Below are 11,344 nucleotides of genomic sequence, written 5' to 3'. Positions count from 1 at the left end.
CCGGAATTGCTGCGAGACGCCGTGATCGAGCACAATCGAGACGACAACCTGACGTCGATTCGCTTCGACACCACGGCCGGTCTCGTTCGCATTCTCCTGCCGGTTGCTGAAGGGTTCGAGTTCAACGTCATCCACGACAGCGACACCGGGCCGCGCATTCTCGGCTCCTTCCGAGGCAGTTCCCTCTCGGTGCGTGCCATCGCATTCCGCATCAGTGAATTCCTGCGCACACGCGGACTGAAGTAGCCCTCTCCCGCGGAGGGGCCGGACGTCCGGCCCCTCCGCGGGGAGGCCCAGCACCCACACCAATCAGAGGGACAGTCACTGTGAGCATGACGAGCATTGAGCCCGTCCGCCGCGCCGTTCCGGCGAGCGAGGGCGAGCGAGAGCAGATGGAGGCCGCTTTCCGGGCCGCGTTGGAGCAGCTCCCCGCCAACACCGGTGTCACGTACGTTGTGCGCCAGCTGGCCCGCCCCTTGTTCGAGGTGGGTTGGGTCTGGGGCGTGCGGACCGGTCACACGGGGCCCGCGCTGGCCGACGTGCCGTTGCCGCCCCATACGTTCGGGACGGCTCTGTCTAACGTGGCCGCCGCCCTGGACGATGAGAGCGGCCCTTGCATCGGGCAGTTGGTCAGCTATCACGGGTCGCAGGAATGCTGCCACGGGCGGTACTGGGTGACGCAGATTGACCGCCAACTCGACGCCCAGGGACGGGAATCCGTGAGGTACCGCCTCAGTGGCTACACGAGGGGCGAGCTGCGCACCGCGCTCAGTGGAGTGCACGCGGAGAGCGTTACAGCCCTGCCGCAGCACTTCCAGATGCCGTAGGCGCAGGTCAGGGCGTTACCCCAGGGTGGGGCACGCCGGAGATTTATTCGGTTGCCCCACTCTCATAACCAGGTATTGTGGAACTAGTTCGGCAGGGTGGCTCCCTCCCGGACCACCAAAAGTTCATCACCGAAGGGAAGCCCAAGTGGCTCACGAAGTCGAGCAGTTCACCGACGGCACGGCCGCGTTCGTCTCCGCCAACGAGAGCGCGTGGCACAAGCTGGGCACCGTCACCGAGGGCGCGATGACCGCCGAGGAGGCCATGCGCCTCGCGTCCCTGTCCGGGTGGAACGTGCGTCTGCTGCCCCTGACCGCGACCGAGCTCACGGCCGACGGCACCACGCCGGTGGAGGTCGCGCAGCACTTCGCGACCGCGCGGACGCACCCGAAGACCGGCCGCACACAGACGCTCGGAGTGGTCGGCAGCGACTACCACCCCGTGCAGAACGAGGAGCACGCCGAGTTCCTCAACCTGCTGGCCAACGAGTCCGGCGCGCACTTCGAGACCGGTGGATCGCTCAAGAACGGCCGTCAGGTGTTTCTGACCATGAAGATGCCGCAGAGCCTCACCATCGGCCGGGACGATGACGTTGACCTGTATATCGCGGCGTTCAACAGCCACGACGGAGGCAGCGCGTTCCGTATCGTGGTGACGCCGGTCCGGGTGGTGTGCGCGAACACCATGCGCGCGGCCATCCACGGGGCCCGTTCCTCGTTCGTGGTCCGGCACACAGCCGGAGCCAAGGCCCGCATCGCGCAGGCCCGTTCCGCCCTCGGTCTGACGTTCCGCTACGCCGAGGAGTTCGAGAAGGCCGCTCAGCGCATGATCGAGGCCGAGATGACGCTCAGCGAGCTGAAGTCGGTGGTCGACGAGCTGTGGCCGGTCAAGGCCAGCGACCACGCCCGCGCCAAGACCAACCAGCGCCAGCGCTGGGGAGCGATCTCGAACCTGTTCGAGCACGCCGACACCCAAGCCGGTATCCGGGGCACGCGGTGGGCCGGATACAACGCCCTGACCGAGTACGCCAACCACGTTGCCCCGGCCCGGGGCAAGACGAACGCCGACAAGGCCGCCGCCCGCGCCGAGCGGGTCATCAGCGGAGCGGCGAACGACCTGATGGAGAAGGCATTCGCCCTCACCACGGTCTGACCCTCTGACCGCCGGGCGGGCACCCCAACTCCCCCACAGGTGCCCGCCCTACCCTTCACCGGCCAGCAGTGGCCGCACGGGGCCCCCGAGCGCGGAGCGCTCCCCGCCGGCCCCTGCCGCGTAGCGGCAGCGCGTCGCGTCTGCGGAGCAGACCGCGCGGCCAAGGAGACCTCGCCCAAGCTGCGCCGGCGAGGGGAGCTCGCCACACCACCCACCGCCCCACGGAAGGGCATTCATGAGCACCTCGAAGTGGAAGACCCACGTTTGCCGGTGGGTGCCGCGCATCCGGCGCCCATTCCGGGGTGCCGGTAAGAACGCTGTCACCAGCCGCAAACGGCGGTGATCTTGTGGGGTGTCACCCGTGTGGGTGAGTCCAAGGTCGTACAACTGCGCGGTCCCACGTCCGCCCGTACGGCGAGGTCAACCTCGATATGGATCGCCGTCTCGACCTCGCCGCAGAAGCCAACGTCCCCGGCCCGCGCACCCCGGCTGATGACCAGCAAACCGCACAGCGCGGCAAGCCGTAGAGTCGGAAAGCGGCGGGCGTCTGCGGCGTAGAGGTGCTTCAGGCAGGCGATGGCGTTGCCGACGCTGTTGACGTGCAGGACCACCGCCTGGGAGTACAAGCCGATCACATGGCGGTCGGCCCTGTCTCAGACCCCGGTCGCCCGACCACCGCTCGGTATACGGAGCGTGCGATGGCGAGCACGCACAGCGCCCCGATCCCGCCCGCGCCCGCCAGCACCGCGTGCGTCGGCACGTACTCCGCCACCAGCCCGCCGAGCGTCATCCCCAGCCCCTGGACGGTCATGAGCCCCGCCGTCAGCAGGGTCATCCCGCGTGCCCGTAGTTCCTCGGGCAGCGCATCGAAGAACCAGCGGTCCAAGCCCAGGCTGTACGCGCTGGTCATCCCCGCTGCGCACAGGATCAGCAGCGCCGACGTGAGCCCGGGCCGAGCGGCGAAGAGCAGGAGCAGGGGCAGCCCGGCCAGGGCCAGGGGCAGTACGAGCCGCTCGCGTGCCGCAGGCCGCAGCAGTCCACCGGCCAGCAGCTCGCCGGTCACGGACCCGACTGGGTTCGCGGCGAGCAGCAGCCCGACGGCCGCGGTACCCACACCGAGCTCCGTGGCGTACGGCGCGGCCAGCGCCTCCGGCACCACCATGAAGGCAGGCGGCAGCCAGAACAGCGCGAGCAGCCGGCGGACCCGCCTGTCGCGCAGCAGTACCCGGGTGCCTCCGGTGGCGCGTTCCCGCGCCGTGGGCGGGCGCTGCCGGGTACCGCAGCGCAGGATCAGCGCTGAGCCGAGGAAGCCAGCAACGGTTATCAGCAGCGCGCCGCGCGGCGGCATGACGACCAGCAGCAGGCCGACGCCGGCGTTCCCGCCGATCTGCGCGCTCTGCGCCACGATCCGCATCAGTGAACGGCCGAGCACGAAGGCGTCGCCGTGCAGTATGTCGCCGAGGCTCGCCGCCCGTACGCCGCTGAAGAGGGGTGCCACGAAGGAGGTGAGGGCCTGCAGGGCGAGGAGTGCGGGGACGGGCGTGTCCGGCAGCACCATGAGGGCGGTGGCTGTGGCGCAGACCAGATCGCAGGCGACGAGGACCCGCCGAGCGGGGTAGCGGTCGGCAAGCGGTGCGAGAAGAGCGCCGCCGAGGACGTAGGGAAGGAAGGAGAGGGCGAAGGACAGCGCGGTGAGGAGCGCGGAGCCGGTGTCGCGGTAGACCAGCACGGCGAGGGCGATGACAGCGACCACGGTGCCGGAGAGCGACAGCACGTGGGCGGCGAAAACGGCGCGGAACTCGCGGACGGCGAAGACGTCGCGGTAGCCGGCGCGGCGGGGCGGGGATTTGGTGGTTGCAGTGGGTGCGGTCACGGTCGCAGCCTGAGGCTCCGAGGGGATGTGGCCTAGACTTTCGCCCCTGGCCGAATGTTGGACGTCACGCTGTGGGCGACGCCGCATCCCGCACCTGCGGAACGTGTCTGCAGCAGGCGGTCAAAGAAGCGAACAAACAGGTGAGAGAGCCACACAGCGTGCCACACATCATGCGCCTCGGTGCCGACGACCTCCTGCACTGCCGCTTCGCGCTGTCCCCGCTCTGGGAAACCCACCAAGCTGTGCGCACGCTGGACCGACCCGCCAAGTCGCTGCCTTACCACCTGCCGTGGCTGCGCCGCAGCGCCGAGGCCGCCCGCGCGCTCGACCTCCTGCCGCTCTGGCTGCTCATGCCCGAGCCGGGCTACACCCCGGACTTCGTATGCCCGCCACCGCTGGGCCTCGACACGAGGTTCGCGGACGAGATCTCGGCGGTGCGAGTGACGGACCCCGAGGTGGCCCGGTACGAGATCCACCGGGCGCTGGCCGACGGCGGGGCACTGCACACGATCACCGGGCAGAAGCTGCTCGCGGATCCAGCTCGGGCAGTGCAGGACCTGGCGACCCTCCTGGAGCAGGCCTGGCAAGCCCTGGTAGCGCCGCACTGGCCGAGGCTGCGCACCCTGCTCGAGGCGGACATCGCCTTCCACGCAAGGCGGTTGGCCAAGGGCGGGCTGGCCTCGCTCTTCGCCGATTTGCACCCCGAGGTGTCCTGGTCGGACGGCACCCTGACGGTGCGGCGCCACCGCAACCACGTGCGCACGCTGCGCGGCGAGGGCCTGCTGCTGATGCCGAGCGTCTTCGCCTGGCCGGAGGTGATCAGCGGCTTCGACCCCCCGTGGCAGCCCACGCTGGTCTACCCGGCCCGGGGTATCGGAGGCTTGTGGGCAGTGGGCGGCCCCGAGCCCTCCGCCGCGCTGCGTCGGCTGCTGGGAGCGGGCCGGGCGTCGGTGCTTGCCGCGCTCGCGGAACCGGCCTCGACCTCGGCGCTGGCAGCCCGGCTGGGCCTGACGCCGTCGTCCGTATCAGCACACCTGCACGCGCTGCGCGACGCCAGGCTGCTCACTTCCCGGCGGGAGAAGCACAAGGTGCTGTACGAGCGGACGCCGTTGGGAATCGCGCTGGTGGAGGGGTAGGAGGCGGGCCCCCGACCCGGCAGTGCTGTCTCACAACGACCGCCCCGGAGGCCCCGGGCTGAGGAGGCTGTCTGGGGACATAAGTCCTCAACGGTCTCCGGAGGGCGGGCCCCAAGCACTCCCTCCGCAGTTGCAGCGCACAGCGGACACCGAACGCGTTCGGCGCCTGCAATTCCTCAAGACACAGCTCTACGACCACCCCGGCCTCGTCGTGCTCGACCGCCTCGAACGCCATCCCGGACGCCTCCCGGACGAGGAGACTGCCGCGCTGCAACGCCTGGCCCGCACGATCAAAGCCTGTGACCAGTGGTGGTATCCGCTGCTGGAGCAGTGGGAACAGCTCGGCGACGGCTTCAGCGACGCCGACAAGCAACAGCGGGCGATGCTCGCCCTGCTCAACTCCGTCGCCGCACTCAACGACGGCACACCATCCGCGGCGCAGGCACACGCCAACTGACGTCCATCACACGGCCCTTGGCACGTGGCGAACAAGGACTCTCACCGTGAAGCTTGTCCTTTGGAGAGCCGTGCTCTCCCCCCTCACCAGTCTGCACGCTCTGCTCCTGCAACGGCGCAGCAAGACACCTCTGCCCTACGACACGGCCTGGCGGCAGGCCCGCATGCTGCACGCACCCGACGAAATGGCCTACCGGCTCCACGGACACCACGCCAGACCCGGCCTGTCCGACACGCCTGACCCAGCCGGCCCGTACCCGCCCGACCCGACGGGACGGCCGGAGGGCGGACGGCGCTGAGTACGCGCTCTTGTTCCCCCGTCCTGGACGAGCCCGCGCATTCGCAGGAGGCCCGGGCAGGCCGGTCAACCTCAGGTCACGGCCCCAACGTCCGGGCTACGTGGGCTTGTGCTCGACCCTCCAGCTCGGTCTTCAGCGCGAAGAACAGTGGAGCGGCATGGAGGCCCGCCCAGCGCTCCGGCAGTACTTCCGCGGGCAGTCCCGGCTCCATATAGGGAAGCCTCCGCCAGCTGGTCAGCGCGCGGATGTAGTCGACGAACGCGGCGACGTCGTCGGCCGACGGGTGCTTCTGCCAACGCTCCAGAACGGGCTCCTGCGCGGCGATGAAGGCTTCGTACCGCAGCGCCAGCTCGTCAAGGTCCCACCACTGCCGTACCTTCTCGGGCACCGCCGCGAACGCCAGGTACTCGGACCGGAGGAGGTCGACGTACGCCGTCAGATCCAGGCGTCGCAGCATGGCCGAGGTGCTCTCGTACAGATGGGCCGGTGCGATCCACACGCCGGGCGCCACCGTGCCGAAGCCCATGCCGGACAGACGCGACCGGAGCTGGTAGCGCTTGCTGCGCTCCGACTCCGGCACGGAGAAGACCGCGAGTACCCATCCATCGGCCAGGCTGGGGCGCTCCTGCCGGAAGATCCGCTCATCGCCTTCGTGGAGGATCTCGCGTGCCTCTGGGGAGAGTTCGTAGCCCGCCAGGCCGCCTTGGCGGCGCGCTTCGAGGATGCCGCGCCGCTTGAGTCGGCTGATGGAGGAGCGAACCGCCTGCTCGTCGACTCCCAGGTCGCCAAGCAGGGCGATCAATGAGGCTACGGAGAGCCATCCGTCGTGCCGTCGGCCGTAGAGTCCGTACAACGTGACGATGAAGGTTCGCGGGGATACGGACGTCGTCCCCTGCTCCGTCAGCGCAAGGGTGTCCTCGCCCGACAGCTCGGTGGCCGCGGATGCACTGGTCATCCAGCCACCGTACCAACCGCTCAGTTCGCCGTCGTACGGAGTCGGAACCGCTGGATCTTGCCGGTGACCGTCTTCGGTAGCTCGGCGCAGAAGGTGACGGCCCGCGGGTATTTGTAGGGGGCTATCGTGCCCTTCACGAACTTCTGGAGTTCGGTGGCTTTCTCCTCGCCCGCCGCGACGCCCTCCCTGAGGACGACGAAGGCGTGCACGATGGAGCCTCGCTCGGGGTCGGGGTCACCGACGACGGCCGCCTCGGCGACGTCCGGGTGGGCGAGCAGCGCCTCTTCGACCTCCGGTGCGGCGATGTTGTAGCCGGAGGAGATGATCATGTCGTCGTTGCGCGCCTGGAACCAGTAGTAGCCGTCGGCGTCTCGTATGTAGACGTCGCCGGTGATGTTCCAGCCGTGCTGGACGTAGGTCCGCTGTCGTTCGTCGGACAGGTAGCGGCAGCCTGTCGGGCCCTGGGCGGCGAGCCGGCCAGGGGTTCCGTCGGGCACGGGGCTGCCGTCCGCGTCCAGGATCGTGGCGCGGAAGCCGGGCACCGCTCGGCCGGTGGAGCCGGGTCGAATCTCGTCGTCGGCCGCCGAGATGAAGACGTGCAGCATCTCGGTACCGCCGATGCCGTTGATGATGCGTATCCCGGTCGCCTGCTCGAACTCCTGCCACACCGGCAGTGGGAGATGCTCACCGGCCGACACGCACCGGCGGAGGTTCTTCAGGGAATCGGCCCGGTCCGCGTTGAGGATGGCCTTGTAGGCCGTGGGGGCGGTGAACAGGACGGTGGCACCGTGTTCGGCGATCGCGTCCGCGAGGTCGGTGGGAGCGGTCCGTTCCAGCAGCAGTGCAGATGCGCCTGCTCTGAGGGGGAAGACGACCAGACCGCCGAGGCCGAAGGTGAAGCCGAGCGGCGGGGTGCCGGTGAACACGTCGGCCGGTGTGGGCCTGAGCACGTGGCGGGAGAAGGTGTCGGCGATGGCCAGCACATCCCGGTGGAAGTGCATGGTGGCCTTGGGCCGGCCTGTCGTACCGGACGTGGGTCCCAGTAGGACGACGTCATCGGCGGCGGTGTCGACGGCGGTGAATTCGCCGCTCTTGCCGGATGCCCGAACGGTGAGGTCGTCCGCATCGCCGGCATCGCCGTAGTAGAGGACGGGAAGGGCGTCGCCGGCCGCGGTGCGCATCTCGTCCGCGAAGCGGTGGTCGCACAGGGCGAGTGCGGGCCGGGTCAGCTCGATGAGCGGGAACAGTTCCTTCGCGCGCAGCAGCGGAACGGTGGTCACGACGACACCGCCCGCCTTGATGACGGCGAGCCAGCAGGCGACCAGGTAAGGGGTGTTCGGGCCGCGGAGCAGGACACGGTTTCCGGGCACGAGGCCCAGGTCCTCGGTGAGTACCTGGGCGATCTGGTTGGTGTGCCGCCGCAGGTCGCCGTAGGTCCAGGTCTCGTTCGGCGTGCGCAGGGCGGGTCGGTTCGCTCCGTAGTGTCTGATCGTCTCGTCGAGGAGCGCTTCGGCGCAGTTGAGGCGCTCGGGGTAGCGCACTTCAGCGAGGTCGAAATGGAATTCCGGCCACTGCGACACGGGAGGCAGGTTGTCGCGGCAGAACGTGTCACGGTGCGCGGACGGGGAGAGCTGCATGACGGGGCTCCCTTCCAGGGAGTGTCCGGGGCTCGAGGAGAGGGGGTGTCGGGCTGCCGCCTGGCAGGCGGCAGCCGTGGTGCACGCTCGGCGGGATGTGCCTCAGCGGGACGGCAGCGGCGCGTCCGCGTAGGCGCCGGACAGCAGGTGGCCGGCGCCGGGGGCGATGGCCGGCAGGCCGAGAGCCCGCATCATCTGGTGGGCCGTCGCGATCGAGGCCGACAGGACGGGTTTTTGCAGTTCCTGCTCGACGATCTGCACGGATTCGAGGGACGGCATCTGCACACAGGCGGACAGCACGATGGCGTCGGCGTCGCTGTGGTCCAAGGTGCGGACGATGGGGATGAGGTCACGCGGGTCGTGGGCGGCGACGTCCAGGTTGTCGGGGATCTCCAGCGCCGTGTGGTCGCCGACCTCAATGCCCTCGTTGCGGATGTAATCCACGACGGTCTGGGTGAGGGGCTTGAGATAGGGCGCGACGAGGGTGATCGAGCGGGCCTTCATGGTGTGCAGGGCGCCGACCAGCGCGCCTGCGCTGGTGACGACCGGTGCGGGCGCGCCGTTGTCCTTGGTGACCGCGGTCAGCTTCTCCTCGGAGGCGCGGTGGTAGCCATGGCCCATGCTCATGATCGCGACGAGACAGGCGTATCCCAGCACGTCGACGCGGGCGTCCGACAACTCGGCCGCGCATCGGCCGGAGTCGGCGTCCATCGCCGCCAGTTCCTCCTTGACGACATGCTTCATCCGCATGCGGCTGGAGTGGAAGGTGAAACGCTCCGGTGCGACCGACTCACGGGCGCGGAACAACGCCGGTATCTCGGTCTCCATCGTGACGTTGGAGCTCGGCACGATCTGTCCGATGCGGAAGGTGCGAGCTCGTTCGCTCATCGGGCGTCCACCACCGGGTTGCGCAGGGTGCCGAGGGTTTCGATGGTCGCTTCGACCACGTCGCCAGGGGTGAGGAACTGCTGGGGTGTGAAGCTCGCGCCGACTCCGGCCGGTGAACCGGTGGCGATGACATCACCGGGCTCCAGGGTCACTCCCGCGGAGATGTCGGCGATCAGTTCGGGGATGCGGAACAGCATGTGGCGGGTGTTGCCCTTCTGCTTCACTTCGCCGTTGACACGCAGGGACATGTCGAGGTTCTGCGGATCGGCGATGTCGTCGGCGGTGCGGATCGCGGGGCCGAACGGCGCGTAGGAGTCCTGGCCCTTGGAGTAGAACCACTGCCCGGAACGCCGCTGGTCGCGGGCGCTGATGTCGTTGATGACGCTGTAGCCGAACACGTGCTGAAGAGCGTCCTCCTGCCGCACCGACTTCGCGGTCCTGCCGATGACGACGGCGAGTTCGCATTCCCAGTCGAGCTGTGATGTCAGATCGGCGTTGTGCAGGATCGGCTTTCCGGGACCGGTCACGGCGGTGGCCGGCTTGCTGAACAGCACGGGCCGCTGTGGAAGTTCCTTGTCGGTGTCGAGGGTGCGCGCGGACTCCGCGACGTGTTCGGTGTAGTTGAGTCCGACACCGATGATCTTTCCCGGGCGCAGCGGCGCCTCCAGCGTCACCTCGGCCAGGGGGCGCTGTGCCGTCTCCGGTACAGACAGGGTCAGCAGGCGTTCCAGTGCGGCGAGGGCATCGGGACCCGCCTGGATGAGGTCGAGCACGGATGCGGGGGCCTGACCGAGGCCCGGGACGGCCGAGCCGGCGCCGGAGACGAGTTCCGCCACGTCGATAATGGTGTCCCCGCTCTGTATGCCCAGCCGGCGTGCCGGATCACCGTCCTGGTTGTAGCTGACCAGCAGCATGTGTCTGCCTTTCGTTGTGTGTGGACGGTGGGTCAGTTGGTCGGCTGGTGGCCGTCGTTGTCCAGGTAGGCCTCCTCGCGCCAGAAGGCGAGGGAGCGCATCACCGGGAAGTCGTTGAAGGAGAAGAGGACCGCGTCGTCGCCGGCGCTGGCGTTGGCGTGCTCGTGCCAGGCCCAGGAGGGAACGCAGAAGATGTCGCCCTCGGTCCAGTCGAAGCGGCGGCCGGCGATGACCGAATGACCGCTGCCCTTGGCGACGTTGTAGATCACCGACCCGGTGTGCCGGTGCGCCTGGGTGGCTTCGCCCGGGCGCAGCATCTGCAAGTGTGCGCCGAGCGTGGGCATCACCGATCCGCCGGTGAGGGGATTGCTGTACTCGAGGATGACGCCGTCGTACGGGGAGCCGTCGGTGGCCCTGGCCGCGTTGAGCAGCGCCGGGTACGCCTGTTCCCAGGGGTAGGCGAAGAGCGGTGAGTAGGGCTTGGTCCAGCCGTCCGCGAAGCCGTAGGGGCGCAGCTCACCGGCGCCGTAGGTGAGCAGCGAGGAGTTCACGACCTGGCCGCGCTCCTGATAGTGGTTCGGGTGCACCTCGTAGAAGCCCGCGTCGTGCGCGTTGACCAGCGGAATGTCAAGGCCGTCCTGCCAGATGACGGGGGCGTCGTCGGATTCGTTACCGTGCTCGTGCCATGTCCAGTTGGGTGTGATGGCGAAGTCACGCGGTCCGACCTTGAGTTTCTGTCCGTCGACGACGGTCCAGGCTCCCTGGCCCTCGACCACGAAGCGGAGTGCAGCCGCCTGGTGGCGGTGTGCGGTCATGGACTCACCGGGGCCCATGACCTGGAGTCCGGTGTAGAGCATGCCGACGGCGGCGGAGATGTCCTTGCGCCCCGGGTTGACCAGCATGACGACACGTCGGCCGGCGTCGTCGGCCTTGACCAGGTCCAGGGATTCGAGCACCAGGGGGCGCAGGTCCGCGTACGACCAGTGCGTGGGAACCGACTTGGGCTGCGGGTACCACGGCTCGATCTCGTTCGCGACCGTCCACAGCGCTCCGGCTTCGTGGCCGGCGAGTCGTTCGTAGTACGCCTTCAACTCCGGTGTCTCGCCGACTCGGGCACGGCCCAGGACGTCATCGCTGTATGTCATGGCCACTCGACCTCCCTGCGATATTTCGCATTCTTGACGCTCGTCATCGTCACGCTATAACTTC

At 68.8% G+C, this 11,344-nt stretch carries 13 protein-coding genes; 6 read left to right on the top strand and 7 right to left on the bottom strand.

Annotated elements, in window-relative coordinates:
• The 3 genes from VXC91_RS25670 to VXC91_RS25660 form a co-directional block, all read left to right on the top strand.
• A partial coding sequence (locus VXC91_RS25670) for a hypothetical protein (RefSeq protein ID WP_329509698.1) occupies window positions 1-246 on the top strand: 246 nt, incomplete at its 5' end.
• Between the two features lie 86 nt (window positions 247-332).
• Window positions 333-827, top strand: coding sequence for a hypothetical protein (locus VXC91_RS25665; RefSeq protein ID WP_329509697.1), 495 nt, complete (start codon window positions 333-335; stop codon window positions 825-827).
• Between the two features lie 145 nt (window positions 828-972).
• The gene (locus VXC91_RS25660) at window positions 973-1,977 is read left to right on the top strand and encodes a DUF932 domain-containing protein (RefSeq protein WP_329509696.1); all 1,005 of its coding nucleotides are present in this window, start codon (window positions 973-975) and stop codon (window positions 1,975-1,977) included.
• Window positions 1,978-2,297: 320 nt separating this feature from the next.
• Here VXC91_RS25660 and VXC91_RS25655 read toward each other — a convergent pair whose 3' ends face one another.
• Entirely contained in the window at window positions 2,298-2,612 is a 315-nt protein-coding gene (locus VXC91_RS25655; RefSeq protein ID WP_329509695.1) for a hypothetical protein, read from the bottom strand.
• Window positions 2,609-3,850 (bottom strand): MFS transporter, encoded by a 1,242-nt coding sequence (locus VXC91_RS25650; protein ID WP_329509694.1) that lies wholly within the window; start codon window positions 3,848-3,850, stop codon window positions 2,609-2,611. Before VXC91_RS25650 ends, VXC91_RS25655 begins: the two co-directional genes overlap by 4 nt.
• Window positions 3,851-4,008: 158 nt before the next feature.
• On the opposite strand from VXC91_RS25650, the gene VXC91_RS25645 reads away from it, so the two are divergent.
• From VXC91_RS25645 to VXC91_RS25635, 3 genes are all read left to right on the top strand, one after another.
• On the top strand, window positions 4,009-4,986 hold the full coding sequence (locus VXC91_RS25645; RefSeq protein WP_408057472.1) for an ArsR/SmtB family transcription factor: 978 nt from the start codon (window positions 4,009-4,011) through the stop codon (window positions 4,984-4,986).
• Window positions 4,987-5,116: 130 nt separating this feature from the next.
• Entirely contained in the window at window positions 5,117-5,443 is a 327-nt protein-coding gene (locus tag VXC91_RS25640; RefSeq protein ID WP_329509693.1) for a hypothetical protein, read from the top strand.
• A gap of 46 nt (window positions 5,444-5,489) precedes the next feature.
• The gene (locus VXC91_RS25635; protein ID WP_329509692.1) at window positions 5,490-5,741 is read left to right on the top strand and encodes a hypothetical protein; all 252 of its coding nucleotides are present in this window, start codon (window positions 5,490-5,492) and stop codon (window positions 5,739-5,741) included.
• Window positions 5,742-5,817: 76 nt separating this feature from the next.
• On the opposite strand, the gene VXC91_RS25630 is transcribed toward VXC91_RS25635, so the two are convergent.
• From VXC91_RS25630 to VXC91_RS25610, 5 genes are all read right to left on the bottom strand, one after another.
• Window positions 5,818-6,696 carry a PaaX family transcriptional regulator gene (locus VXC91_RS25630; protein WP_329509691.1) on the bottom strand — a complete coding sequence of 293 codons (879 nt, stop codon included), beginning with the start codon at window positions 6,694-6,696 and terminating at the stop codon, window positions 5,818-5,820.
• A 20-nt stretch (window positions 6,697-6,716) separates the two neighbouring features.
• Window positions 6,717-8,333, bottom strand: coding sequence for an AMP-binding protein (locus VXC91_RS25625; RefSeq protein WP_329509690.1), 1,617 nt, complete (start codon window positions 8,331-8,333; stop codon window positions 6,717-6,719).
• A gap of 102 nt (window positions 8,334-8,435) precedes the next feature.
• Window positions 8,436-9,221, bottom strand: a complete 786-nt coding sequence (locus VXC91_RS25620) for a maleate cis-trans isomerase family protein (protein WP_329509689.1) — start codon at window positions 9,219-9,221, stop codon at window positions 8,436-8,438.
• A complete protein-coding gene (locus tag VXC91_RS25615; protein WP_329509688.1) occupies window positions 9,218-10,135 on the bottom strand; it encodes a fumarylacetoacetate hydrolase family protein in 918 nt (305 codons plus the stop codon). Before VXC91_RS25615 ends, VXC91_RS25620 begins: the two co-directional genes overlap by 4 nt.
• A 32-nt stretch (window positions 10,136-10,167) precedes the next feature.
• Window positions 10,168-11,280, bottom strand: a complete 1,113-nt coding sequence (locus tag VXC91_RS25610; RefSeq protein WP_329509687.1) for a cupin domain-containing protein — start codon at window positions 11,278-11,280, stop codon at window positions 10,168-10,170.
• Between the last annotated feature and the right edge of the window lie 64 nt (window positions 11,281-11,344).

The organism is Streptomyces chiangmaiensis (genome assembly GCF_036281785.1).
Lineage (GTDB): Bacteria > Actinomycetota > Actinomycetes > Streptomycetales > Streptomycetaceae > Streptomyces > Streptomyces chiangmaiensis.
This window is presented reverse-complemented; position numbering and strand designations above follow the sequence as displayed.